The sequence below is a fragment of the Amycolatopsis ultiminotia genome (assembly GCF_039536925.1).
GTDB lineage: Bacteria > Actinomycetota > Actinomycetes > Mycobacteriales > Pseudonocardiaceae > Amycolatopsis > Amycolatopsis ultiminotia.
Map to the genome: position 1 here is coordinate 40,086 of NZ_BAAAZN010000025.1, position 23,112 is coordinate 63,197.

Genomic DNA, 23,112 nt, shown 5'->3' on the forward strand with positions numbered 1-23,112 from the left:
GTGACGCGGGTGCCTCGGGTGACTCGGGTGCCCATGGTGACGCGGGTGCCTCGGGTGACTCGGGTGCCCATGGTGACGCGGGTGCCTCGGGTGACTCGGGTGCCCATGGTGACGCGGGTGCCTCGGGTGACTCGGGTGCCCATGGTGACGCGGGTGCCTCGGGTAACTCGGGTGCCCATGGTGACGCGAGTGCCTCGGGTGCCCATCGTGCCTCGGGTGACCCGCGTGCCCATCGTGACCCGCGTGCCGCGGGCGGTCTGAGTGTCCATGGTGGCCCGTGTACCCCGGGTGACCCTGGTACCCATCGTCACCCGCGTCGCGCGGGTGACCCGGGTGCCCCGGGTAACCCTCGTGCCGGACGTCACACGCGTTCCGGGGACGAATTCGATCCCGCTGGGTGACGAAATGGTCTCGGTGATCGCCTGAGCGGGGGGCTGGGAGCTGTCCATGACGGGCCTCCTGGGACCGGTGCGTGACCTGCTGGGGCTGGAGAGTGGGGCGCAAGGCCCGTACAGGTGAAAAAGCTACGAGGATTCTAAGCCCCCGACAACCCGGTATCCACTGGTACGGCCGCCTGTACGGTGAGTTGCCATCATTCGGCGTGCGCCGCTTCGCCCCAACGTGCGAGCGGGAGCGAGCCAAGCGGCGGACGGCCGTTCTCCCACGGCGAGCGGTAGGCGAGCGGTAGTGGCGCCGTGCGGTGCCCTGAACCGGCATCCGATACGCTCACCGGCGTGAACGTTGTCGAGACGATCCTGGTCTACGCGGTCATCCCCCTGGCCATCTACCTGGTGGTCGGCGCGGCCACCTTGCGGAAGAAGTCCTCGGGGACGTCGCGGTACCGACCAGGCCAGCCGTGGGAGTACCCCGCGATGTGGTGGACCGGAAATCCGGACGGCGTCGGCGCCGGTCACCGGGCCGGCGTGGAGAGTGCGGCGCCCGAGGGTGCCGCAACGGCAGCGGGAGGCGCTCGTGGCAAGTGGTGAGCTGACGCACCCGGGCAGCACGGTCGAGGTGGCGGAGCAGGATCTCCCGTTCGGCGAGGTGATCACGAACAGCGGCCGCCGGTCGGCCGCGAAGATGTACGAGCCGGAGACGCCGACCAGCCCGTTCACCGTCCAGCAGCTCGCGCGGCTCGACGAGGCGCTCACCTTCGCGACCCGCGAATGCGACCTGGCATTCAGCGTCTACCTCGGCGACCTCGGCGAGGACACCCGCGCCGAGGCGGAGCGGCTGCATGCGTCCACAGCGGACCCGCGCGACGCGGTGCTGATCGCGGTGTCCCCGGAGCAGCGCGCGATCGAGATCGTCACCGGGCAGCGTGCGTACCTCCGGCTTCCGGACCGCGGCGCGAAGCTCGCGGTGGCGAGCATGGTTGCCTCCTTCAAGGAGGGCGATCTGGTGGGCGGTCTCGTCAACGCCCTGCGCATGCTCAGCGACCAGGCGGGGCCCGCCCCGAAGGCCTGACCACCGGGCACGAAGAAGGCCGGTGCCGACACCAGCGACGAAAAGGGCCGCCACAGGCAACTGTGGCGGCCCTTTTCGTCGCTGTCCTCAGCCCTGGCTGTCGAAGTCCCGCGCGGCGAGGGCGCGCACGATGCCGGCGCGGCCCTCGGACACGAGCCGGCGCAGCGCGGCCGGGTGCTCACCCTCGAGCCAGGCGTCGGAGGCGGTCACCGCGTCGGGTTCGATCGCCCACGACGGGTACAGCCCGATCGCGGTCGGCTGCGCGCGCTCGCTGGAGCGGCGCGCCCACACCTCGTCGATCACCTCGAAGTAGCGTGAGACGTAGCCACCCAGCAGGTGCTTCTGCCCCGGGTGGGAGAACCCGGAGATGAGCGCGTCACTGACCGCGTTGGGGATCTCGTCGTCGTAGATCGCCCGCCGCCACGTTTCCGCTTTGGCTTCCGCGGTCGGCTGGAGCGCACGGCACCGTTCGGCGTGCCGGCGACCTGCCGCCGTGTCGTCCTTGGCCAGCTCGGCGTCGATCTCCGCGGCGCTCGCCTTGCCGTGCGCGACGAGCGCCTGCAACAGCCGCCAGCGCAGGTCGGTGTCCACGGTCAGGCCGGGCAGCGGCGCCGAACCGTCCAGCCAGCCCGCTACGGCGGTGAGCGCCTCGTCGTCGAGCACGCCGCCGGCGAGTGAGTTCACGAACGCCAGCTGGTGGTCCGATCCGGCCTCGGCGGCGCGGGCCAGTTCCAGCAGCCGTCCGGACAACGCGGGCCAGCCCTGTTCGGCCGCCCACTGTTGCTCGGCGTAGGAGTTGAGCGCGGTCTGCGCCTGCAGCAGCAGCCGCTGCACCACGCCGACCTGGCTCTCCGCGTGGATGCCGCGGGCCACCAGCGTCACGAAGTCGCGTGCCTTCAGCTCCGCCTCGCGGGTCATCTCCCACGCGGCCGACCAGCACAGCGTGCGCGGCAGCGGTTCGGTGATGTCCGCGATCCGGTCGATCAGCGTGGTCAGCGACGCCGGGTCCAGCCGCATCTTGCAGTAGGTCAGATCGTCGTCGTTGACCAGCACGAGCTTGCCCGCGGGCAGGCCGACCAGCTCCGGCACCTCGGTGCGTTCGCCGTCCACGTCCAGTTCGGCGCGGCGGACCCGCACGATCCGGCCGTCGCCGTCCTCGTCGTACACGCCGACCGCGACCCGGTGCGTGCGCAGCTCCCCGGCACCCGGTTCGGCGCCGGACTGCACCACGGCGAACGAGGAGAACGTGCCGTCCGCGCCGATCTCGTAGCGCGGGCTCAGCGAGTTCAGCCCGGTGGTCTCCAGCCACTGCGCGCTCCACCACGACAGGTCGCGTCCGGAGGCCTCCTCGAGCGCGGCCAGCAGGTCGGCCAGGGTGGCGTTGCCCCACGCGTGCTTGCCGAAGTACACCTTCAGCCCGTCGAGGAAGTGCTCGATGCCGACGTAGGACACCAGCTGCTTGAGCACGCTGGCGCCCTTGGCGTAGGTGATGCCGTCGAAGTTCACCTCGACCGCGTGCAGGTCGACGATGTCGGCCGCGATCGGGTGCGTGGAGGGCAGCTGGTCCTGGCGGTAGGCCCAGGACTTCTCGATGTTCGCGAAGCTGGTCCAGGCGTTGCGGTACTCGGTGGCCTCGGCCTGGGAGAACACGCTCGCGAAGGTCGCGAACGACTCGTTCAGCCACAGGTCGTCCCACCAGCGCATGGTGACCAGGTCGCCGAACCACATGTGCGCCATCTCGTGCAGCAGCGTTTCGGCGCGCCGCTCGTAGGCGTAGCGGGTGACCCGGCTGCGGAACACGTAGTCCTCGAGGAAGGTGACCGCGCCGGCGTTCTCCATCGCACCCGCGTTGAACTCCGGCACGAACAGCTGGTCGTACTTGGAGAACGGGTACGGGATGCCGAACTTCTCGTGGTAGAAGGCGAAACCCTGCTTGGTCTCGGTGAACAGCCGGTCGGTGTCCAGGTACTCGGCCAGCGACGCGCGGCAGTAGAGGCCCAGCGGGATCGTCTTGTGCCCGTCGCGGAATTCGTCGCGCCATTCGGCGTACGGGCCCGCGATGAGCGCCACCAGGTAGGTGGAGATCCGCTCGGATTCGGCGAACCGGATGCGGCGGCCGCCCTCGGCGGTGTCCTCGGCCGATTCGGCGAGCGCGTTCGACACGACCTTCCAGCCGCGCGGCGTGTGCACGGTGATCCGGTACACCGACTTGAGGTCCGGCTGGTCGAAGCAGGCGAACATGCGCTTGGCGTCGGCTGTCTCGAACTGCGTGTACAGGTAGACGCCTTCGTCCACCGGGTCGACGAACCGGTGCAGGCCCTCGCCGGTGTTCATGTAGCGGCAGTCCGCGGTGATCACGAGCTCGTTCTCCGCGGCCAGCTCCGGCAGGACAACGCCCTTGTCCTCGGCGTAGCCGTGCACGTCGAGCTCGGTGCCGTTGAGCACGGCGGAGCGAACACCCTCGGCGACGAGGTCGATCCACGACGACGCACCGGGCCGGGCGGCCGAGAACCGCACGGTGGTGGTGGAGAGGAACGTCTTCTCCCCGGGGCCGCCGCGGCCGTCGGTCAGGTCCAGCTCGATGTCGTAGGACGCGACTTCCAGCAGGCCGGAGCGCTGCTTGGCTTCGTCACGAGTCAGGTTGGGGGCGGGCACGGGCACCTCTGGTCTTCGAGTCCGGTTACGGTTTGCACACTGCCGAGCATCCAATCATGCGCGCGCCCGCGCGGGCGAGAAGGGAACAACCAGACCGGTCCCGTGCGTTGGCCCGCAGTGCGGGGGACGGCCCCGCCGTCCGGCACCTTCGCCGGTGGTGAACCTCGTCGAGGAGCTACTTCAGAGATGACTGCCGCTGCCCAGCCCACGAAGGTGGACTTCTACTTCGATCCGATCTGCCCGTTCGCGTGGATCACCTCGCGCTGGATCCTCGAGGTCGAAAAACACCGCGAGCTGGACCTCACCTTCAAAGTGATGAGCCTGTCCGTGCTCAACGAAAACCGCGACGAGCTGCCGGAGAACTACAAGGCGCTGCTGAACGAAGGCTGGCCGCCGGTCCGGGTCGCGACCGCGCTCGCCCAGCACAAGGACCAGGAGACGGTGCGCGCCTACTACACCGAGTTCGGCACGCGCTACCACAACCAGGGCAACAAGGACCGGGTCGCGGTGCTCAAGGAGGCGCTGGACGCCGTCGGCGCACCGGAGCTGCTCGCCGCCGGGGATTCCACGGACTACGACGAGGCCCTGCGCAAGAGCCACCACGAGGGCATGGACCCGGTCGGCATGGACGTCGGCACGCCCACCATCCACGTGAACGGCGTGGCCTTCTTCGGCCCGGTGCTCAGCTCGATCCCGCGGGGCGAGGACGCGCTGAAGATCTTCGACGGAGCTGTCGCGTTGGCGAGCTACCCGGACTTCTTCGAGCTCAAGCGCACCCGCACCGGTGAGCTGAACTTCGACTGACCTCTCACGGGGTCTCCAGCGCGGCGCGCGTGACGTCGGCCGGGTAGGGCGAGACCGCCCCGGCCGGCGTCGCGCCGGCGGCTTTGAGACCGGCGAGCGTGCGCAGGCCGTCCCGGTGCCGGCGTACGAACGCCGCGTCCACCGGTTCGCCGTGCCCCGGTACGACCACCTGCGGTGCCAGGCTGAGCAGCGCGTCCAGTGCGGCCGGCCAGTGCGCGAGGTGGGTGTCCGGGCCGAACGAGCCCTCGGTGAACCCGTGCGGCCCGTGCTCGACCAGATCGCCCGCGAAGACCACACCGGCGTCCGGAACGTGCACCAGCAGATCGTGACCGGTGTGGCCGCGGCCGGGGTGCCGCAGTACCGCGGTCCGGCCGCCGAGGTCGAGTTCGACGTGCTCGGGCACCAGCCGGTCCGGGGGCACGACGGCGGTGCGGTCGAGGGCGCCGGCGATGTCCGGCCTGCCCTGTTCGCGGTAACGGGCGGCCCATTTCCGTTTCTCCGCGTCGCCGTGCTCGACCAGCTCGGTCAGGCAGCCCGGGTGCGCCCACACGTCGCACGGCAGGAACGGCGTGCTGCCGAAGGCGTGGTCGAAATGCGCGTGCGTGTAGACGACTGTCCACGGCAGATCGGTCAGTTCCCTTACCGCGGCGGCCCATTCCGTGCCCTGGTCGACGTCGCCCCTGGTGTCGACCACCAGGCACCGTTCGGCGCCGAGCACCAGTCCGGTGGTCAGATCCAGCTCTTCGTGCCGGCGTGCGTGGACGCCCTCGGCCACCTCGGTCCAGCTCATCCCGCCTCCAGGCTGCGATCCGGTGGGGTGCCCACCCCGGAGCATGCTGCGTGCGGGGCAGGGTGGCAGACTTCGCGCTGTGCGTGTCTACTTGGGATCCGATCATGCCGGTTTCGAGCTGAAGAACCACCTCGTCCGCCACCTCGGCGGGCAGGGGCACGAGATCGTCGACGTCGGTCCGCACGTCTACGACGCGGCCGACGACTACCCGGCGTTCTGCGTGGAGACCGCTCGCCGCGTGGTCGCCGACGAGGGCAGCCTCGGGATCGTGGTCGGCGGATCCGGCAACGGTGAGCAGATCGCCGCCAACAAGGTGCCCGGTGCACGGGCCGGCCTCGGCTGGAGCGTCCAGACCGCACAGCTGTGCCGTGAGCACAACCACGCCCAGCTGCTCGGGGTCGGCGCGCGGATGCACACCGAGGAGCAGGCGACCGAGATCGTCGAGGCATTCCTGGCCACCCCGCCGTCCCCGGACGAGCGGCACGCCCGGCGGGTCCGGCAGCTGCTGGACTACGAGCGCACCGGCACCCCGCCGCCACTGCCGGAGGACTGATGCCGGAAGGGCACACGCTGCACCGGCTGGCCCGCCTGCACCAGCGCCGTTACGCCGGCGCGCCGGTCACCCTCAGCAGCCCGCAGGGCCGGTTCGCCAGGGAAGCGGCGAAACTCGACGGGCAGCTGTTCACCTCCGCGGAGGCGTACGGGAAGCACCTGTTCCACCACTACGGTCCACTGGGGACAGTGCACGTGCACCTCGGCTTGTACGGCACGTTCGGCGAATCACCGTTGCCCGAGACCGATCCGGTCGGCCAGGTGCGGATGCGGCTGACCGGCCGGACGCACTGGACCGATCTGCGCGGCCCGAACCGTTGTGAACTGCTGGACGCGGCCCAGGTCGACGCGATCAAGGCGCGGCTCGGCCCGGATCCCCTGCGCCGCGGCGCGAAACCGGACCGGGCGTGGGAGCGGATCTCCCGGTCCCGCACGTCGGTGGCCGCGTTGCTGATGGACCAGGCGGTGCTGGCCGGGGTCGGGAACGTCTACCGCGCCGAGGTGCTGTTCCGGCACGGGGTGACCCCGCTGCTGCCCGGCCGTGCCCTGGACCGCGGGCAGTGGGACGAGATCTGGACGGACCTCGTGACGCTCATGCGCGCCGGGGTCCGCGTCGGCCGCATCGACACGGTCGCGCCGGAACACCTCCCGGCCGCGATGGGCCGGGCCCCGCGCGAGGACCGGCACGGCGGTGAGGTGTACGTGTACCGCCGCGCCGGAATGCCCTGCCTGGTGTGCGGAACCCCGGTCGCACACCAGACCCTGGCGGGGCGGAACCTCTACTGGTGCCCCACCTGCCAGCCGGCGTGAGCCCCCGGCCCGCCCGCCACTGACCGATCCGGCTCCCCACGGCCACTCCGGGGGCCGGCAGCCATGTCGGTTTGGGGCACAACGGATCGAGCGGTGTTGGACTGGCGCCGTCCTGGGTTGGCGGTGCGGGGGACCGAGACGGTGTCGGACCGGACTGGCGCGGCAGCGGGTCAACGCGGAAGTTGGCGCGGGGCCGGGCTGGTGCGGCAGGGGGTTGGCGCGGAGCCGGGCTGGTGCGGCGGGCAGGTTGACGCGGAGCCGGGCTGGTGCGGCGGGCAGGTTGACGCGGAGCCGGGCTGGCGGGGCAACGGACTGGCGTGGCAGCGGTCGGGTGGGGCGGTGCTTGAGCGCGGCGGTGCGGCTCGGGGGCTGCTGAGCCGCGCTGGGGTGTGCCTCTGCGGATCGTGGGGTTGCCGATAGTTCGGTGGGAGGTCAGAAGTCGAAGCCGCCGCCGAAGTCTCCGCCGTCGAAGCCGCCCCCGTCGAAACCCCCGCCGTCGAAGCCGCCCCCGTCGAAGCCGCCGCCGTCGAAGCCGCCGCCGTCGAAGCCGCCGCCGTCGAAGCCGCCGCCATCGCCGCCGTCGCCGTCGAAGCCGCTGTCGCCGGAGTCCAGGGCGTCCTGCTGGCCTGCGTCGTAGCCCGATTCCCAGGCCGAGGCGCTGGCGATGCCGCCCATCCCGGAGAACATCGCGCTGAACAGGAACATCGAGCCGAGCCCCCACGCGCCGGCCACCAGTGCGGGCTTCCACCACGGTTCGCTGTACCAGCCCTGCGGTACCGGACGGCCCGCGACGCGGCCGCCGGGGTAGTAGTACGGCGTGCCCTGGCCGGGCTCGGGCGAAGCCTCGTAGTGCTGGCCTTCCACGTCCACCGAGCGGTGTTCGGTCACCTTGCCCGCGCGTTCGCGCTCGGCCTCGTCCGGCAGGGCCGGACCGGGATCCATGCCCATCGCGGTGCGGGCGGCACGCACGTAGTAGAGACCCTCGACCGCGGTCTCCTTGACCAGCTTGGCCTGCTCCACGGTCTTCGCCTGTTCGAGCTGCGAACCGGCCGCGTTGTAGCGCTCACTCGCGTCCGCCATCGCCTGCTGGGAGGCGGTGTCCGCGCCGGTGATGTTGAGCACCTGGCCGCCGAGCCGTTCGACGAGCCGCCGCGCGTCGGCCTTGGCGTCCTCCAGCTGCCGCTGCCGGGCGGCGGCCTGCGTACGGGTGTAGTACAGCCCACCCCCGACGATGACGACGACCAGCACGATCAACAGGATCGCGGTGCCCATGGGTCACTCCGTGTCTTCCGCTGCTGCGGCGGCCGCGAGGCCGCCTCTTGAACCGGACAACGGGGACAGCATGCGGGAAGTTCCCGCGACCCGGCCGAAAGCACCCCCGGCCTGCCGGTGGCCGAGTAAAGTAGAACACGTTATAGTCCGCGGCATGAAGTTCTCCCTCTCGATCGCGCTGAACCCCCTCGATCAGCTGGGCGAGCTCGCCCGCGCCGCGGAGGAGGCCGGATTCTCCTCGATCGTGCTGCCGGATTCGCTGTTCTACTCCGAGAAGGTGTCCGCGGACTACCCGTACACGCCGGACGGCAGCCGGTTCTGGGACGAGGAAACGCCGTGGGTGGACCCGCTCGTGGCGACCGCTTCGATGGGTGCGCGCACCGAGCGGATCGAGTTCTACACCTCGGTGCTCAAACTCGGCTCCCGCAATCCGGTGCTGCTCGCCCGGCAGGTCAACTCGGTGGCTGTGCTCACCGGCGGCCGGTTCGGCCTCGGCCTCGGCATCGGCTGGTCGCCCGAGGAGTTCGAATGGTGCGGCGCGCCGTACGCGCGCCGCGGCAAGCGTTTCGACGAGGCGATCGAGGTGCTGCGGCTGATCCTCGACGGCGGGATGGTCGAGTTCCACGGCGAGTTCTTCGACTTCGACAAGCTGCGCATGAGCCCGACGCCGCCGAAGCGGGTGCCGTTCTACATCGGCGGGCACACCGACGTCGCGCTCCGTCGCGCGGCACGGGTGGCCGACGGGTGGTCGTCCGCGATGATGACGCTCGACCAGCTGCGGGACACCATCGGCAAGCTCAAGGTGCTGCTCGCCGAACGCGGCCGCGCCGACGATCCGTTCGAGTTCCAGGCGGTCTGTGTCGACCGGTTCGGCCTCGACGGGTTCCGCGAGCAGGCCGAGGCCGGGGTGACCGACGCGATCACCATGCCGTGGGTGTTCGAGGGTATCGGGTTCGACGCCGAACTGGGCCCGAAGGTCGACGCGATCCGCAAGTTCGGCGACGAGGTCATCGCGAAGATGGGGGAGTGACGTGGGAGTCGAAGTCAGCTGGGACACCGAAGCGGAGCAGCCGCCCGCGCGCGCGGCCGCGTACGCATCGATGACCGCGGTCGCGGCCGGGGACAAGAACGGCTGGCTCACGCTGTTCGCCCCGGAGGCGGTGGTGGAGGACCCGGTGGGTCCGTCCATGTTCGACGAACAGGGCAGGGGGCACCACGGCCACGAGGGCATCGCCGCGTTCTGGGAGCTGACGATCGCGAACGTGGAACGCTTCGAGTTCGTGATCCGGGATTCGTTCGCGGCGGGCGCCGAGGTGGCCAACGTGGGCACCATCACCACGTTCCTGCCCGGCGGCTACCGGGTGGACACCGACGGGGTGTTCGTCTACCGGGTGGACGATGCCGGGCTGATCATCTCGATGCGCGCGTTCTGGGAGACCGAGCGGGCGATGGCCACCGCCCGCCAGGTCTGACCGGTCCGGCCGGCCCGGTCACCGCGGTCCGGCTCGCGCGCCGCGGTGACCGCTCGTTCCGCTGTGTCATAGTGGAATCGTGGCTGAACTCCTGCCGGATCACCCGGTCGTCGCGAGCGTCAAGGACGAGGCGGGGCTGCGTGCCGTCGTGGCGGCGGAACCGCCGGTGGTCTTCCTGCTCTTCGGGTCGATCCTCACCCTGCCGGGTCTGGTCGAGCGGCTGCACGCCGCGGGAAAGACCGTGCTGGTGAACGTGGATCTGGTGGAGGGGCTGGTGAGCCGGGACATCGCGGTGGACTTCGTGGCGCAGCAGACGAAGGCCGACGGGGTGCTCAGCAGCAAGGCCGCCATCGTGAAGGCGGCCAAGGCGCGTGGCCTGCTCGCCGTGCACCGGTTCTTCCTGGTCGACTCGATCTCCTACCACAACCTCGGCAGGCAGCTGGCGATCTCCCGGCCCGACTACGTCGAGATCCTGCCCGGCTGCGTTCCCCGCGTGCTCACCTGGCTCAAGGCCGACACCGACGTGCCGATCATCGCCGGCGGACTGGTGTGCGACAAGGACGACGTGCTGGCCGCGCTCGGCGCGGGCGCCACCGCGATTGCGACGTCCAATGTGGACGTCTGGGCGATGTAGCTCACCGCTGCACCTCGGCCAGCCAGCTGAACAGCGGATCGGTGTAGTCGCGTATCTGCCGGTGCACCTGCTGCAGCCGCTGGTACTGCTCGTGCCTCGTCCGGTCCGGCACGAATTCCGTGCCCGGCCGGACCATTTCCGCCACCGCCTCGTCGAACCCGCCGTACCAGCCGAGGCCCACCGCCGCGCAGATCGCCGAGCCGAGCTCGGCGCCGCCCGGTGCGCGCAGGGCAGGCCGGTCGAACGCATCCGCGACGATCTGCATCATCACCTCCGAACCGGCCCCGCCGCCGGACACCAGCACCCGGTCGAATTCCGTGCCCAGCTCCGCGGCCATCGCGTTTCCGTTGCCGCACAAGGTGAGCGCGATCGCTTCGAGTACCGCGCGGTACAGGTGGAACCGGCCCTGCCTGCCGTCGAAGCCGAGGAACGCGCCCCGGCGCTGCGGCGCCTCGACCGGGGCCAGCCAGTCGAGTACCGCGATCAGCCCGTCCGAACCCGGGGCCACGGTGGCCGCACCCGCGTTGAGCCGGTCCTCGTCGCCGAGCAGGTCGCGCAGCCAGCTGACCGTCCACATGCCACGCCGGATGCCGTGGCTCTCGTACAGGTACTCGTGCGGCCTGCAGGCGAAGTTCGACCAGAACGCCTTGGCGTCGTGGACATTTCGCGCGCCGGTGGTCATACCGGCGATGTAGGTGCCGAGCGACAGCAGCAGGGTGCGTTCGTCACCGAGCCCGCTGCCGAGTGCCTCCACCGCCTTGTCGTTGGCGGTGGCGAACACCGGCACGCCCGCCGGCAGCCCGGTGTGCGCGGCCGCCTCCGCAGTTACCGTGCCGAGCAGCTCGCCGGGGGACACCAGCTCGAACAGCATGTCGCGCGGGATGTCCGGCTCGTCCACCCACGCCCAGGTGTCGGTGTCGATCGGCCACACGCCCTGGTAGTTCGCCGCGGTGTCGCGGAACTGCCCGGTCATCCGCGCGGTGATGTAGCCGGACGACGCGCTCACGTAGCGCACGTCGGGATTCACCGGTTCGTAGGGCCGGGACACCCGTTCGTCCATCCAGCTCAGCACCGGCTGGGCGAGGGTGCCGTCGGCACGCAGCATCGCGCGGCAGAACCGGATCGTGCACAGCCCGACGCCGGCGATGTCCGCCGGGCTGCCGTCGAAGGACTCCAGTGCCGCACGGGTGGCCGCGCCGATCGAATCCCACAGGTCGTCGTCCGGGTGCTCGACCACGCCGGGCTGCGGGGTGTCGTTGGGACGCAACGGAACGCGGGCCTTCGCATGCGGGACACCGTGTTCGTCGAACACGGTCACCTTGGTGCTCTGCGAACCGTTGTCGATGCCGAGCAGGTACCGGGCCATCAGCGTTCCCCCGCCGGGAAGATCGTGCCGGGGTTCATGATGCCGTTCGGGTCGTAGGCGTCCTTGAGCCTGCGCAGGATCGGGTAGGCGGTGCCGTGCTCCTGTTCGGTCCACCGCGCGCGGTACTTGCCGATACCGTGGTGGTGCACCATGGAACCGCCGCGGGCCAGCGTTTCCTCCACGATGATCGCGTTGAGCGGGATGTGGTACTTCGTGATCTCCTCCCGTGGCTCGCAGTCGATCCGGTAGTCGTAGACGAAGTACATGTTCGTCCCGTTCTGGTAGCTGTGCGAGGAGTGCCCGCCCAGCAGGGTGAGGTCCGCGAAGTGCGGATACTCCTTGGTGATCCGGGAGAGCACCGCATCGTAGATGTCGCCGATCACCGACCAGTTCGCGGACACCTCGGTGGTGTAGCCCAGCCGTTGCTCGGCGAGCATGCTCTGCTGTTCGGCGCGGATCTTGTCCGGGCCCCAGTTGAGGTTGTCGAACCAGTCCCGGATCAGCTGCGGGTCCACCCGTTCGTGGTGGTACCTGCCGACGATGGCCTCGATCGCGGTGCCGGTCGCCTCGGCGAGCGGCGCGGGCCCCTCGGACAGGAACACCGCGACGCACTTCCCACCGGCGAAGTGCGCGAAGTGCTGGGCAGCGTCCTGTTCGGAGTAGACCCGCGCGACCGACGGGTGGTAGCCCTCGGTGATGACCTCGCGCAGGATCTCGATCCCGGTACGGACGTCGTCGAGCAGGTAGCCGTGGAAACGGTGGTTCTCCGGCCGGTACTTGAACAGTTTGACGGTGACCTCGGTGACGAAGCACAGTGCGCCCTCGTTGCCGATCACCACGTGGCGGATGTCCGGGCCCGCGGCGCGGCGTGGCACGTTCTTGATCCGGCTCACGGTGCCGTCCGGGAACACCGCCTCCAGCCCGACCACCAGGTCTTCGATCCCGCCGTAGAGCGTGGAGAACTGGCCGATCGAACGGGTCGCGACCAGCCCGCCCAGCTGCGCCAGCGGTTTGGACTGCGGGGAGTGCCCGGTGGTGAGGCCGAGTTCGCGCACGCGGTCCTCCAGCACCTGCAACGGCACGCCGCACTGCGCGGTGACCAGCAGGTCGACCGGATCGACGTGCACGATCTCGTCCATTTCGGACCCGTCGAGCACCACGGTGCGCTCGAAGCTGGTCTCCAGCCCGCCCTCGGTGCCGGTGCGCCCGGTGCGCGGGACGATGTTTACGCCGTGCTCGTTCGCGAACGCCAGCACTGCGGCGACCTGTTCGGTACTGCCTGCCCGCACGATGGCGATCGGGAACGGCCCGTCGTAGATGCCGTGCACGGCGGTGTACTTCTTGAACCGGTCGACGCTCGCCTCGCGCAGCAGCTGCTCGTCGGTGTCGACGCGGTCGCTGCCTGCGATCTCGCGCAGCCGGTCGAGGATGCCGGTCGTGTCCATGGTTTCCTTTGCTCCGTTCGGTTTTCGGTTCATCGGGTGAGGTAGCCGCCGTCGACGGTGAGCACGTGCCCGTTCACGTAGTCCGACGCCCGGCTCGCCAGGAAGACCACCGCGCCCATCAGATCGCCGAGCTCACCCCAGCGGCCTGCCGGGATGTGGTCGAGGACGCGTTGGTTGGTGACCGGGTCCGCGCGGGTCTGCGCGGTGATCGGGGTGGCGAAGTAGCCGGGCGCGATCGCGTTGCACTGCACGTTGTGCGCACCGAGTTCGTCGGCGTAGGCCCGGGTGAAGCCGACGATGCCGTGCTTGGTCGCGGCATAGGCGGGGGAGCCCTGTCCGCCGAGGAAGGAGAACAGCGACGCGATGTTGACGATCTTGCCGTGCCCCTGTGCCACCATCCGCTGTCCGGCCAGCCGGCCCAGCTCGAACGGTGCGGTGAGGTTGAGCGCGAGCATCGGGTCCCACTGCTCGCGGCCGAACTCGGCCACCGGCGCGAGTTTCGAGATGCCCGCGGAGTTGACCAGTACGTCCACCGAACCGAGCCGGTCCACACAGGACTCCACGACCCGTGCGGGCGCATCGGGCTCGGTCAGGTCGGTCTTCAGCGTCTCCAGGCGGGCACCCGCCTGTTCGACCAGCTGCCGGGTCTCGCCGCCGTCGTCCACCACGGTGGGTGCGAACACGTTCGCCCCGGCTTTGGCCAGCGCCACGGTGAACGCGCGGCCGAGGCCGGTGTTCCCGCCGGTGACGATCGCGTTGCGGCCGCGCAGGGAGAACAGCTCGAGGGAGAAGTCCTGGATTTCCAACGGAAGTGCCTTTCCGGCCGATGCAGGGGTTCAGGTCAGTGCGGTGGCGCGCGGTTGCGGCTGCCCGGCCGGTTCCCGCCGCTGCACCCGCAGGGTCACGGTGGTCAGGACGAGGCCGAGCACACCGGCCACGGTGAGGAAGCCGAACAGCGTGCCGTAGCCGCCGTGTGCGGCGGTGCCGGTGGCCGGGTCGCCGATCCACCATGCGACGAGGCCCGGCAGGAAGGCGTCCGGCAGGTAGGCGAGGCCCGAGGCCAGTCCGATCACGCCACCGCGCTGTTCGGCCGGGATCCGCGCCTCGGTGATGCTCGCCCAGTACACCCCGCGGCTGGCGAAGACCATGAGGGACAACACGAACATCAACGTCAGCGCCGCCCACGACAGCGCGGGGGTGCCCGGCAGGAACACCAGCACCGCCACGCACACCGTCGCGCCGGCGAAGGCCAGCCGCAGGAACCGCGGGGTCGAATGGGTCAGCTTGTCCACCCCGAATCCGCCGAGCGGGCCGGCGACGAACTGGAAGACGTAGCTGCGCACCACGCCGAGCACCCCGATCAGCCCGGCGGTGAGCCCGAAATTGTGCTGCAGCAACGGGGAGAAGTAGCCGAGCGTGGTGTAGAAGCAGTACATCAGCATGATCGATCCGCCGAGCAGCCAGGTGTAGCGGTTCCGTGCGGCGGCGGCCAGCTGGCGCAGGGACAGCGCGGATCGTTCGCCACCGGGCGGGCGGTCCGCCTGGCCGCGCAGCGTGTACCAGAGCGCGACGGCGGTCACCAGCGACATCCCGCCGTAGAGCGCGATGAGCATGCGCACGCCGGTGGCCGGAGCGAGCAGGCTGCCGATGAGCAGTGCGCCGAGGCCGCTGATCAGCGTGGAAGCGAGGCCGCGGATCGCTTCCAGGAATCCGAACAGCCTGCCCTGTCGCTCGGCGCCGCCGAACGAGCCGATCGCCTTCACCAGGGCCGGCCAGTAGAGCGCCATCCCGGCGAAGGCCATCGCGATGTGCGCGGCCAGCACCGTGCCGTAGCCGGGTGCGACGGTGAGCGACAGGTCGGCGATCCCGGTGATCAGCAGCCCGGACACGACGAGCGTGCGCGGGGAGAACCGGTCGGCGAACCAGCCGCCGACGAAATACATCACCGCGGCCACTGCGCCGAACACCGACATGATGTCGCCGTATTCCTGTGCGGTCAGCCCGAGCGCGTGATAAGTCGGTTCCAGGAATACGAACCGGATATAGGCGACCTGAAAAACGACGCCACCGGAAATGCACAGCAGCAGATAACTCAGCCGCCGTCGGGTACCGCGCACCTCGACCACCTCACTGTGCGGTCCGGAATCGGGGATCCGGACACAAAAAAAGAGAACAGTTTCCCCGTCGGCCGAATGGGGTTACTGTTCTCTGCGTCTCTAGTAACGTTGTATTCAGTTGTGCTCTACTGCAGCGTAACCACGCGTGCGAGCGGGTGTCAAGGCCCGTCCTCCAGCAGGTTTACCTGGTTGTCATCGGATCTTGGCGAGGGTGCGGCCGACGGTCCGCGGCCGTCCGGAGGCCGCGAGCGGCGGCCGCACCGTGCGCGCCGGTGCCGCCGGAAAGTGCTCCGGCCGATCTATTGACACTCCTCGGAAGCCGTCCGCATACTCGACGCCGGCCCAAAGGGAACGCGTTCCACCGGTGGAACAAATGCCGTTCGGGTGGCCCATCTGAAATACCCACCGAGGAGTTGCTCGAATGGAAACTCTCGCCGCCGTTCTCGAGGAAACCGCCTCCCCGCTCACGTTCCGCACGCTGACCCTCGACGAGCCCGGTGCCGGCGAGGTGTCGGTGAAGATCGCCGCGACCGGGGTGTGTGCCAGCGATGCGCACACGATCAGCGGGCGGATCCCCTCGCCGACGCCGACCGTGCTCGGGCACGAGGGCGCCGGCGTGGTCACCGCGGTCGGTGCCGGCGTGCCGCACGTGGGCGTCGGCGACCACGTCGCGTTGTCGTGGCTGCCCAGTTGCGGCCGGTGCCGCTACTGCCAGGCGGGCCGTCCGGTCCTGTGCTCCGCCAGCGCCCCCGCACTGCTGGCGGGCACGCTGCTCGACGGCACTGTCCGGCTGCACGACGGCGACCGGGATGTGTACCACTACTCGTTCCTGTCCACCTTCGCCGAACACACGGTGGTGCCCGCCGCGAGTGCGATCAAGATCCCGGAATCGGTGCCGCTGACTGTCGCCGCGCTCGCCGGCTGCGGTGTGCTCACCGGATACGGCGCCGTGGTGAACCGCGCCCGCGTGGCACCCGGCGACGCGGTGCTGGTCTACGGCGCGGGTGGGGTGGGGCTCAGTGCGATCATGGCCGCGCGGCTGTCCGGTGCGGATCACATCGTCGTGGTGGAGCCGCATCCGGACAAGCGTGACGGCGCGACGATCTTCGGCGCCACCCGCGTGCTGACGCCGGAGGACAACGTGGTTGCCGAGGTGCGTGCGCTCACCGGCGGGCAGGGCGCCGACGTCACCATCGACGCGGTCGGCAAGGAAGGCTTGCTGGAGCAGGCTTTCGACGCGACCGCCCCGGGCGGCACGGTGGTGTGCGTCGGGGTTCCGGCGGCCACTGCGTACGCGAGCGTCCCCGCCGCTCGGTTCGTGCGCGAGGAGAAGTACCTGACCGGCAGCCTTTACGGATCGAGCCGTCCGACCCAGGACATCCCGAAGCTGCTGAACCTGTTCCACACCGGCAAGCTGCCCATCGACAAGCTGATCTCGAAGACCTACCGGTTCGAGGAGATCAACACCGCGTTCGCCGATCTGACCGGCGGGTCCAACCGGCGCGGAGTGGTGATCGTCGACGAGGAACTGGCCGGTCGGTGACACCGCAAGCGGCCGGGGCACCCGTGGAGACGGGGAAGCGCAGTCCCGCGGTCGCGCAGGCGTTCGCGGTGCTCGACGTGCTCGCCGAACGGCAGCGGGGACTGCGGCTGAGCGAGATCGCGGTGGCGATCGGCCTGCCGAAGAGCTCGGTGCACCGGCTGCTGGCCACGATGGGCGAGCTGGGCGTCACCCGGAAAACCGGGGACGGCCGGTTCGTCGTCGGCCCGAGGATGGCCGCCTATGCCGAGCCCGGCGGGGAGCTGACCGGATTGCTCGGCATGTTCTACACGTGTGCCGGGCAGATCCGGGACCGGCAGGACGAAACCGTCCAGCTGGCAGTGCTTTCCGGTGCGCAGGTCACCTTCGTCGCGCACGTCGACACCACGAAACCGGTGCGGTTGCAGACCCGGATCGGCAGGCAGCTGCCTGCCCACGCCTCCGCCAGCGGCAAGGCGATCCTCGCCTTCCGCGATGAGACGGACCTGCGGCCGGTGCTCGGCACCGGATTGCCCCAGCTCACCGAGGCGACGATCCACGACGAAGCGGTGTTCCGCGGCGAACTCGCGCTGGTGGCCGAACGGGGGTACGCCACCGAGGTCGAGGAGATGACTGCGGATCTGTCCTGCTTCTCGGCTCCGGTGCTGGACGGCGACGGACGGGCAGTCGCCGCGGTGACCGCTTGCGTGCCGACGAACTCGGTGCCCCCCGGCCGTGCGGAAATACTGGCCGCCGAGGTCCGCTGGGCCGCGGGGGAACTGGCCCGGCACCGCTGATCCCCTTGGCCCCAAACGAAAGCGAAACAGATGCCAGCGAAGAACAGCCGGCTGTACGTCGGCGGCAGGTGGCTCGATACCCCGGCGACCTTCCCGGTCGAGGATCCGGCCACCGGAGAGCCGATCGCGGAAGCCGCCGACGCGACGCCGGAGCACGCGCTCGCGGCACTCGACGCGGCGCACGCAGCACAGGCCGAGCTCGCCGCGAGCAGTCCGCGCACGAGATCCGGCTGGTTGCTGGCCGCGTTCGACGCGGTGGTGGCGCGGACCGAGGAGTTCGCCGAAACGATCACCAGGGAGACGGGCAAACCGCTCGCGCAGTCGCGGGGCGAACTCGCCTACGGGGCCGAGTTCCTCCGCTGGTTCGCCGAGCAGGCCACGCAGCTGCACGGTGACTTCGTGGTGTCGCCGGACGGAGGCTCGCGCATCCTCACCACGCACCGGCCGGTCGGCCCGGCGCTGCTGATCACGCCGTGGAACTTCCCGCTGGCGATGCTCACCCGCAAGCTGGGTGCGGCGCTGGCTGCGGGCTGCCCCACGCTGCTCAAGCCTGCCGAGCAGACCCCGCTCACCGCGGTGCTGCTCACCGAGGTGCTCGCCGGGCTCGGCCTGCCCGCAGGCGCGGTCAACCTGCTCACCACGACCCGCGCCCCCGAGCTGTCCGCTGCACTGATGGCCGACGACCGGCTGCGCAAGGTCTCCTTCACCGGCTCCACCGCGGTCGGCTCCGCGCTCATCCGCCAGTCGGCGCAGCACGTCCAGCGCACGTCCATGGAACTGGGCGGCAACGCGCCGTTCCTGGTGTTCGACGACGCCGACCTCGACACCGCGCTGGACGCCGCGATGCTGGCCAAGTTCCGCAACGGCGGCGAGTCCTGCGTGGCCGCCAACCGGTTCCTCGTGCACCGTTCGATTGCCCGGGAATTCACCGAGCGGTTCACCCAGCGGGTGCGGGAACTGGTGCCCGGCAACGGTTTCGATCCGTCCTCGACGGTCGGGCCGCTGATCGATGCCCGGCAGCGGGACAAGGTGCACGAGCTGGTGCGGGATGCGGTCGCCGGCGGTGCCGAGGCGGTCACCGGCGGCGGACCGGTGGCCGGGCCCGGGTACTTCTTCGAGCCGACCGTGCTGACCGGGGTGGGCGCGGGACAGCGCGTCCTGCAGGAGGAGATCTTCGGGCCGGTCGCCCCGATCACGGTCTTCGACACCGAGGCCGAGGCACTCGAACTGGCCAATGCGACCCGGTACGGCCTCGTCGCGTTCGTCTGCACCCGCGACGTCTCGCGCGCGGTGCGAGTCGCGGAGGCCTGCGAGACGGGCATGGTCGGGATCAACCGCGGGATCGTGTCGGAGCCGGCCGCGCCGTTCGGCGGGGTCAAGGCTTCCGGGCTGGGCAGGGAAGGCGGGCGGAGCGGGATCGGGGAATACCTCGAGACCGGCTACTTCGCCCTGGGCCGGTGAAACGGGGGACAACCGCATGACCACGACCTCCCGCCCCGCTGCCCGCCATGGCGCCGATGGCCGGGTCTGCCTGATCGGCGGCGTCAGCTCACTCGTACTTGCGCCGGAGACCCGCGGCGCGCTGCCGGTCTCCGGCGGACCACGGAAAGGACTCGCGACATGACCGCACTCGACGGCCGCAGCGCCCAGGCATGGGGTGGCACCAACCCGGACGGCGTGCACCTCAACGTCGTTCTCGCCGAGCGTGGATCCGCCACGGCCGCGGCGATGACCGGTGCGTTCGCCGCTCCCAGCGCGGGATTCACCCCGATCCTGGTGTGCGTCGGCGAGGACCAGCCCTCGTACCGCACGGTGTACCCGCCGACGATCATGCTGACCAAGACCGCATCGCCCACCGAGCAGCACGCGAACCTGGTCTCCGGTGCCTGCCAGGTCGGTATCGCACAGGGCGTGCTCGATTCGGTGGCCGACGGGGTGCTCGCCGGCGATCAGGAAACGCTCGTGTTCGCCGCGGTCTGGCTCAACCCCGAGGCCGATTCCGGGAACGCGGTGCGGGAAGCCGCCAGGGAGGCGATGCGCAAGGGCGTGCGGGAAGCGGTGCGAGGACACGCCGAAATCGCGGATCTCGTCGCCGACCGGGACACGGTGACGCACCCGTTCTACACGCCCTGAGACTCGGCTCCTGCGCCGGTTCCCACCCGGCCTGGGTACCGGCCGTACGGGGACCGGTCCCGATCTTCCCGGTTAGCGTGCCGATCGGCCGGACCGCAGTGGCCGGTCAGGATGGGAAGGGGCGTTTCATGATCCGACGTTCGGCTGTGGCGGCGGCGGTCGGCGCGCTGGCGCTGGGCACCGCGATGCCGGCCGCGGCCGCGGCCGGGCCGTGCACCTCCGGCGAGAGCTGCGCGCACACGCTCGATCTCGCCGAGGGGGCCAAGATGCCTTACCTCGCCAGCTATCCGCTGTCCGGCGCGAGCACGGTCACCGAGGCCGTCGTGGTGATCCACGGCACCGGCCGCAACGCCGACGGGTACTTCGAGCGCATGGTGCAGGCAGCGCAGGACGCCGGTGCAGGGGACCGCACCGAGATCGTCACCCCGCACTTCCAGACCTCGGACGACGATCCCGGCGACGGCGAGGTGAGCTGGACCAACGGCGACGAGACCTCGTGGAAGGACGGCGGCAACTCGGTGTCCTCGCCGGAGATCAGCTCGTTCACCGTGATCGACGAAGTGCTCGCGAAGCTGGCGGACAAGAAGGCGTTCCCGAAGCTGACCAAGGTCACCCTGGCCGGACACTCCGCGGGCGGCCAGTTCGTGCAGCGGTACGCGGCAGGCGGCAAGGCCCCGGCGGATCTGACCGGGCTGTCCTTCCACTTCGTCCCGGCCAACCCGTCGTCGTACCTGTACTTCACGGCCGACCGCCCGGTGCCCGACGGCCTGCCCGACTCGTGCCCCGGCTTCGACGACTACAAGTACGGGCTCGAGCACCTGAACCCGTATCTGGCCGGATACCCCGAAGGCAAGCTGGCCGGACAGTACACCGGCCGGAAGGTGACCTACCTCCTCGGTGGCGACGACGTGCACCAGGACCACGGCATCGACCAGTCCTGCGAAGCCGAGGCACAGGGCCACAACCGGCTGGAGCGCGGGAAGAACTACTTCTCCGCGATGCAGAAGGCCTATCCCTCGGCCCCGCACGAGCAGACGATCGTCGCAGGCGTCGGCCACGACAGCGGTGCGATGTTCGACTCCGAACCGGGCCGGGCCGCGATCTTCGGCTGATCGGCCGGCCGCTCCGGCGGGGCACGGCAGGTGCGTGCCCGCCGGGTGGCGGGCAGCAGACGGCCCGGCGCGCAGCCGTCCCGGTTCGTCTCGAAGTGTCCTTGATCCGCCGATCGGTCGCATCGGGTAGGCCGGAAGGCGGGTTGTTCCGGTGGGTGTCCGCGATCATGATCAAAGTGGTCCGGACCATTCAGATCCGGTTACGGCAAAGGACCCGAGATGTCTGCCGCTTCCGTCGCCGCTCGTTGGGGTACCGCCATTCTCCTGCTGGTCGCGCTGGTGTGTGCCGCGCCGCCGGCAGGTGCCGAACCGGCCGGCAGCGGTGCCCGGCCTGCCGACCGCGCACCGCTGCGCGACGGCACCGGTCTCTACCCGCGGCTGGTGCGGCTGGACCATTCCGGTGATGCCAACGGAACACTGGTCGCGAGCGTCGTCGACTTCGACGCGGACGGCGGCAAGGGAGTGATCTACCGCAGCACCGACAACGGGGCGACCTTCACCGAGGTCGGTGCCGTCCGTGACCCGGGAGCCAAGGACGGGCTCTGCTGCACCACCCTGTTCGAGCTGCCGAGCCAGGTCGGGGACCTGCCCGAGGGCACCCTGCTGTGGGCGGCTTCGATCGGGCAGGACGCGGCGGATCGGCGGATGTCGGTGCCCATCTGGCAGAGCCGGGACCAGGGCACCAGCTGGCAGCCGCTGTCGGTGTGCAGGCAGGCGGAGAACGACCGGGGAATCTGGGAGCCGGAGCTGTCCGTGGACGCCGGGGGCAGGCTCACCTGCCACTACGCCGACGAGACGGATCCGGCGCACAGCCAGCAACTGCGCGAGTCGTTCTCGACCGACGGGGTCACCTGGACCGAGCCGTACCCGACGGTCGCGCCGGACGACGCCGGGTTGCGTCCGGGCATGCCGACCGTGCGCAGGCTCGGTGACGGGACCTACATCCTCGTCTACGAGATCTGCGGCAGCGGGGACAACTACGACTGCGCGACGTACTCCCGCACCTCCGCCGACGGCGCCGACTGGGGCCCGCCCAACGACGTCGGACCGCGCCTTGCCGCCGAATCCGGCGACTACTTCACGCACGCCCCGACGGTGAACCGGATCGACAACGGCTCCGGCGCGACCCGGCTCGCCGTGGTCGGCCAGCAACTGCGGAACGCGAACGGCGACCTCGTTCCCGGCAGCGGCAACACCGTGCTGATCAGCGACAACGGAGCCGCCGGGCCGTGGCGTGCCGCACCGGCGCCGGTGTCGGTGCCGGATCCGCAGAACGAACCGTGCGCGAACTACAGTTCCACCCTCGTCACTCCCGCCGACGGCAGCACACTGCTCGAAATCGCCGACGACCGCGACGGCGACGTCTGCAAACCGTTCTACGCCTCGGCGCCGATGCCCTGACCGGGCAAGGGCTGGTCCGGCAGGCCGGTTCGGCGAGCGGGTACCGGCGGACGAACCTGACGATGCGCCGGATCGGGCCGGGAACGCGTTGACCGGCCCGTCACCACCGGGGCAGGCTCAGCCGGTGGCATCGTCCGGTGCGCGGGTCACCACCGTGCGGATCGTCGCGGCGACCGACTGCACGCACGCGGCGAAGCCGGTCTGTCCGGCCGCGTCCACCCAGCGTTCGAAGGCGTTCTCGAACACGATTGCGGCGATCTGGGCGACCAGTTTCGCCTCGTCCGGTGGGCTGCCGCGCTGTTGCAGTGCGTCCTCGATCGCGGCGGCGACGGCGGCGCCCTTCGTACGGTCGCGCTCGCGGAGTTCCGCGCTGGCCGAAATCACCGCACGCCGCTCGGCTGCCCGCTCGGCCTGTGCCACCAGGAGGGTGCCGACCTCGGTGACCCCGTGCAGGGCGGCGGTCAGTGGATCGGCGTGCTCGTCGACGGCCAGCACCATGTCGGCCATCGCCGGCGGCAGCTGTTCGGACCGCGGGAACAGCACCTCCCGCTTGTCCGGGAAGTACCGGAAGTAGGAGCGGCGGGTGATGCCCGCTCGTTCGGCGATCTGCGTGATGGTGACGTCGTCGTAGCCGTGCGCGCCGAAGAGGTCCAATGCGGCACGGGTCAGCCGCTGCTCGGTTCCCGGATCCCATCTCGCCACCCGATCAGGGTACCAGCGATGTCTCACTGTGTCGTCACTTGTGCTACGCTCATGACGACACAGT

General features: G+C 70.3%; 25 protein-coding genes. 16 read left to right on the top strand and 9 right to left on the bottom strand.

The window, feature by feature from the left end; all coding sequences use genetic code 11:
- A partial coding sequence (locus ABD793_RS37675; protein ID WP_344868282.1) for a hypothetical protein occupies positions 1-269 on the bottom strand: 269 nt, incomplete at its 3' end.
- Positions 270-288: 19 nt separating this feature from the next.
- Between ABD793_RS37675 and ABD793_RS37680 the strand changes: the two genes are divergently transcribed.
- The 3 genes from ABD793_RS37680 to ABD793_RS37690 all read left to right on the top strand — a co-directional run bounded on the left by ABD793_RS37680 (position 289) and on the right by ABD793_RS37690 (position 1,467).
- A complete protein-coding gene (locus ABD793_RS37680) occupies positions 289-426 on the top strand; it encodes a hypothetical protein (protein WP_344868283.1) in 138 nt (45 codons plus the stop codon).
- Positions 427-734: 308 nt separating this feature from the next.
- Positions 735-986, top strand: coding sequence for an aa3-type cytochrome oxidase subunit CtaJ (ctaJ, locus tag ABD793_RS37685; RefSeq protein WP_344868284.1), 252 nt, complete (start codon positions 735-737; stop codon positions 984-986).
- Positions 973-1,467 (top strand): DUF5130 family protein, encoded by a 495-nt coding sequence (locus ABD793_RS37690; RefSeq protein WP_344868285.1) that lies wholly within the window; start codon positions 973-975, stop codon positions 1,465-1,467. Before ctaJ ends, ABD793_RS37690 begins: the two co-directional genes overlap by 14 nt.
- A gap of 87 nt (positions 1,468-1,554) precedes the next feature.
- On the opposite strand, the gene pepN is transcribed toward ABD793_RS37690, so the two are convergent.
- On the bottom strand, positions 1,555-4,122 hold the full coding sequence (gene pepN / locus ABD793_RS37695; RefSeq protein WP_344868286.1) for an aminopeptidase N: 2,568 nt from the start codon (positions 4,120-4,122) through the stop codon (positions 1,555-1,557).
- A 186-nt stretch (positions 4,123-4,308) separates the two neighbouring features.
- Here pepN and ABD793_RS37700 point away from each other — a divergent pair, with 186 nt between their 5' ends.
- Positions 4,309-4,926, top strand: coding sequence for a mycothiol-dependent nitroreductase Rv2466c family protein (locus ABD793_RS37700; protein ID WP_344868287.1), 618 nt, complete (start codon positions 4,309-4,311; stop codon positions 4,924-4,926).
- Between the two features lie 4 nt (positions 4,927-4,930).
- On the opposite strand, the gene ABD793_RS37705 is transcribed toward ABD793_RS37700, so the two are convergent.
- Entirely contained in the window at positions 4,931-5,716 is a 786-nt protein-coding gene (locus ABD793_RS37705) for an MBL fold metallo-hydrolase (RefSeq protein ID WP_344868289.1), read from the bottom strand.
- A gap of 79 nt (positions 5,717-5,795) precedes the next feature.
- On the opposite strand from ABD793_RS37705, the gene ABD793_RS37710 reads away from it, so the two are divergent.
- Both ABD793_RS37710 and ABD793_RS37715 read left to right on the top strand, forming a co-directional pair.
- Positions 5,796-6,269: a ribose-5-phosphate isomerase gene (locus ABD793_RS37710; RefSeq protein ID WP_344868290.1), complete on the top strand. Its 474-nt coding sequence runs from the start codon at positions 5,796-5,798 to the stop codon at positions 6,267-6,269.
- Positions 6,269-7,078: an Fpg/Nei family DNA glycosylase gene (locus ABD793_RS37715; protein ID WP_344868292.1), complete on the top strand. Its 810-nt coding sequence runs from the start codon at positions 6,269-6,271 to the stop codon at positions 7,076-7,078. The genes ABD793_RS37710 and ABD793_RS37715 overlap by 1 nt, the downstream gene beginning before the upstream one ends.
- A 432-nt stretch (positions 7,079-7,510) precedes the next feature.
- Here the strand turns inward: ABD793_RS37715 and ABD793_RS37720 are convergent, their stop codons facing one another.
- A complete protein-coding gene (locus ABD793_RS37720) occupies positions 7,511-8,350 on the bottom strand; it encodes a hypothetical protein (RefSeq protein WP_344868293.1) in 840 nt (279 codons plus the stop codon).
- Between the two features lie 154 nt (positions 8,351-8,504).
- Here ABD793_RS37720 and ABD793_RS37725 point away from each other — a divergent pair, with 154 nt between their 5' ends.
- From ABD793_RS37725 to ABD793_RS37735, 3 genes are all read left to right on the top strand, one after another.
- Positions 8,505-9,380 carry a TIGR03619 family F420-dependent LLM class oxidoreductase gene (locus ABD793_RS37725; protein WP_344868294.1) on the top strand — a complete coding sequence of 292 codons (876 nt, stop codon included), beginning with the start codon at positions 8,505-8,507 and terminating at the stop codon, positions 9,378-9,380.
- Between the two features lies 1 nt (position 9,381).
- Complete coding sequence (locus tag ABD793_RS37730) at positions 9,382-9,822, top strand: nuclear transport factor 2 family protein (protein ID WP_344868295.1); 441 nt, start codon at positions 9,382-9,384, stop codon at positions 9,820-9,822.
- 79 nt (positions 9,823-9,901) lie between these two features.
- Positions 9,902-10,456 (top strand): glycerol-3-phosphate responsive antiterminator, encoded by a 555-nt coding sequence (locus tag ABD793_RS37735; RefSeq protein WP_344868296.1) that lies wholly within the window; start codon positions 9,902-9,904, stop codon positions 10,454-10,456.
- A gap of 1 nt (position 10,457) precedes the next feature.
- Here the strand turns inward: ABD793_RS37735 and ABD793_RS37740 are convergent, their stop codons facing one another.
- From ABD793_RS37740 to ABD793_RS37755, 4 genes are read right to left on the bottom strand one after another with little or no spacing between them, the layout of a single operon-like run.
- Positions 10,458-11,822, bottom strand: a complete 1,365-nt coding sequence (locus tag ABD793_RS37740; RefSeq protein WP_344868297.1) for an FGGY-family carbohydrate kinase — start codon at positions 11,820-11,822, stop codon at positions 10,458-10,460.
- Positions 11,822-13,267 (bottom strand): FAD-binding oxidoreductase, encoded by a 1,446-nt coding sequence (locus tag ABD793_RS37745; RefSeq protein WP_344868298.1) that lies wholly within the window; start codon positions 13,265-13,267, stop codon positions 11,822-11,824. Before ABD793_RS37745 ends, ABD793_RS37740 begins: the two co-directional genes overlap by 1 nt.
- Before the next feature lie 29 nt (positions 13,268-13,296).
- The gene (locus ABD793_RS37750) at positions 13,297-14,073 is read right to left on the bottom strand and encodes an SDR family oxidoreductase (protein ID WP_344868299.1); all 777 of its coding nucleotides are present in this window, start codon (positions 14,071-14,073) and stop codon (positions 13,297-13,299) included.
- 30 nt (positions 14,074-14,103) lie between these two features.
- Positions 14,104-15,384 carry an MFS transporter gene (locus ABD793_RS37755; protein ID WP_344868300.1) on the bottom strand — a complete coding sequence of 427 codons (1,281 nt, stop codon included), beginning with the start codon at positions 15,382-15,384 and terminating at the stop codon, positions 14,104-14,106.
- Positions 15,385-15,805: 421 nt separating this feature from the next.
- Here ABD793_RS37755 and ABD793_RS37760 point away from each other — a divergent pair, with 421 nt between their 5' ends.
- From ABD793_RS37760 to ABD793_RS37790, 7 genes are all read left to right on the top strand, one after another.
- The gene (locus ABD793_RS37760) at positions 15,806-16,927 is read left to right on the top strand and encodes a zinc-binding dehydrogenase (protein WP_344868301.1); all 1,122 of its coding nucleotides are present in this window, start codon (positions 15,806-15,808) and stop codon (positions 16,925-16,927) included.
- Entirely contained in the window at positions 16,924-17,700 is a 777-nt protein-coding gene (locus ABD793_RS37765; protein ID WP_344868302.1) for an IclR family transcriptional regulator, read from the top strand. The genes ABD793_RS37760 and ABD793_RS37765 overlap by 4 nt, the downstream gene beginning before the upstream one ends.
- A gap of 30 nt (positions 17,701-17,730) precedes the next feature.
- The gene (locus tag ABD793_RS37770) at positions 17,731-19,161 is read left to right on the top strand and encodes an NAD-dependent succinate-semialdehyde dehydrogenase (protein WP_344868303.1); all 1,431 of its coding nucleotides are present in this window, start codon (positions 17,731-17,733) and stop codon (positions 19,159-19,161) included.
- A 16-nt stretch (positions 19,162-19,177) separates the two neighbouring features.
- Positions 19,178-19,324, top strand: a complete 147-nt coding sequence (locus ABD793_RS37775) for a hypothetical protein (protein WP_344868304.1) — start codon at positions 19,178-19,180, stop codon at positions 19,322-19,324.
- Entirely contained in the window at positions 19,321-19,833 is a 513-nt protein-coding gene (locus tag ABD793_RS37780; protein WP_344868305.1) for a formaldehyde-activating enzyme, read from the top strand. Before ABD793_RS37775 ends, ABD793_RS37780 begins: the two co-directional genes overlap by 4 nt.
- A gap of 128 nt (positions 19,834-19,961) precedes the next feature.
- The gene (locus tag ABD793_RS37785; RefSeq protein ID WP_344868306.1) at positions 19,962-20,945 is read left to right on the top strand and encodes an alpha/beta fold hydrolase; all 984 of its coding nucleotides are present in this window, start codon (positions 19,962-19,964) and stop codon (positions 20,943-20,945) included.
- A 219-nt stretch (positions 20,946-21,164) separates the two neighbouring features.
- Positions 21,165-22,346: an exo-alpha-sialidase gene (locus ABD793_RS37790; RefSeq protein ID WP_344868307.1), complete on the top strand. Its 1,182-nt coding sequence runs from the start codon at positions 21,165-21,167 to the stop codon at positions 22,344-22,346.
- 117 nt (positions 22,347-22,463) lie between these two features.
- Here ABD793_RS37790 and ABD793_RS37795 read toward each other — a convergent pair whose 3' ends face one another.
- Positions 22,464-23,048, bottom strand: coding sequence for a TetR/AcrR family transcriptional regulator (locus ABD793_RS37795; protein ID WP_344868308.1), 585 nt, complete (start codon positions 23,046-23,048; stop codon positions 22,464-22,466).
- Positions 23,049-23,112 lie beyond the last annotated feature (64 nt).

Bases quoted from the DNA above. Each gene is read 5' to 3' on its own strand.
- ABD793_RS37745 (WP_344868298.1), bottom strand. From the start codon at position 13,267: ATGGACACGACCGGCATCCTCGACCGGCTGCGCGAGATCGCAGGCAGC.
- ABD793_RS37725 (WP_344868294.1), top strand. From the start codon at position 8,505: ATGAAGTTCTCCCTCTCGATCGCGCTGAACCCCCTCGATCAGCTGGGC.
- ABD793_RS37780 (WP_344868305.1), top strand. From the start codon at position 19,321: ATGACCGCACTCGACGGCCGCAGCGCCCAGGCATGGGGTGGCACCAAC.
- ABD793_RS37740 (WP_344868297.1), bottom strand. From the start codon at position 11,822: ATGGCCCGGTACCTGCTCGGCATCGACAACGGTTCGCAGAGCACCAAG.
- ABD793_RS37760 (WP_344868301.1), top strand. From the start codon at position 15,806: ATGGAAACTCTCGCCGCCGTTCTCGAGGAAACCGCCTCCCCGCTCACG.
- ABD793_RS37775 (WP_344868304.1), top strand. From the start codon at position 19,178: ATGACCACGACCTCCCGCCCCGCTGCCCGCCATGGCGCCGATGGCCGG.
- ABD793_RS37705 (WP_344868289.1), bottom strand. From the start codon at position 5,716: ATGAGCTGGACCGAGGTGGCCGAGGGCGTCCACGCACGCCGGCACGAA.
- ABD793_RS37720 (WP_344868293.1), bottom strand. From the start codon at position 8,350: ATGGGCACCGCGATCCTGTTGATCGTGCTGGTCGTCGTCATCGTCGGG.
- ABD793_RS37770 (WP_344868303.1), top strand. From the start codon at position 17,731: ATGCCAGCGAAGAACAGCCGGCTGTACGTCGGCGGCAGGTGGCTCGAT.
- ABD793_RS37785 (WP_344868306.1), top strand. From the start codon at position 19,962: ATGATCCGACGTTCGGCTGTGGCGGCGGCGGTCGGCGCGCTGGCGCTG.
- ABD793_RS37790 (WP_344868307.1), top strand. From the start codon at position 21,165: ATGTCTGCCGCTTCCGTCGCCGCTCGTTGGGGTACCGCCATTCTCCTG.
- ABD793_RS37715 (WP_344868292.1), top strand. From the start codon at position 6,269: ATGCCGGAAGGGCACACGCTGCACCGGCTGGCCCGCCTGCACCAGCGC.
- ABD793_RS37700 (WP_344868287.1), top strand. From the start codon at position 4,309: ATGACTGCCGCTGCCCAGCCCACGAAGGTGGACTTCTACTTCGATCCG.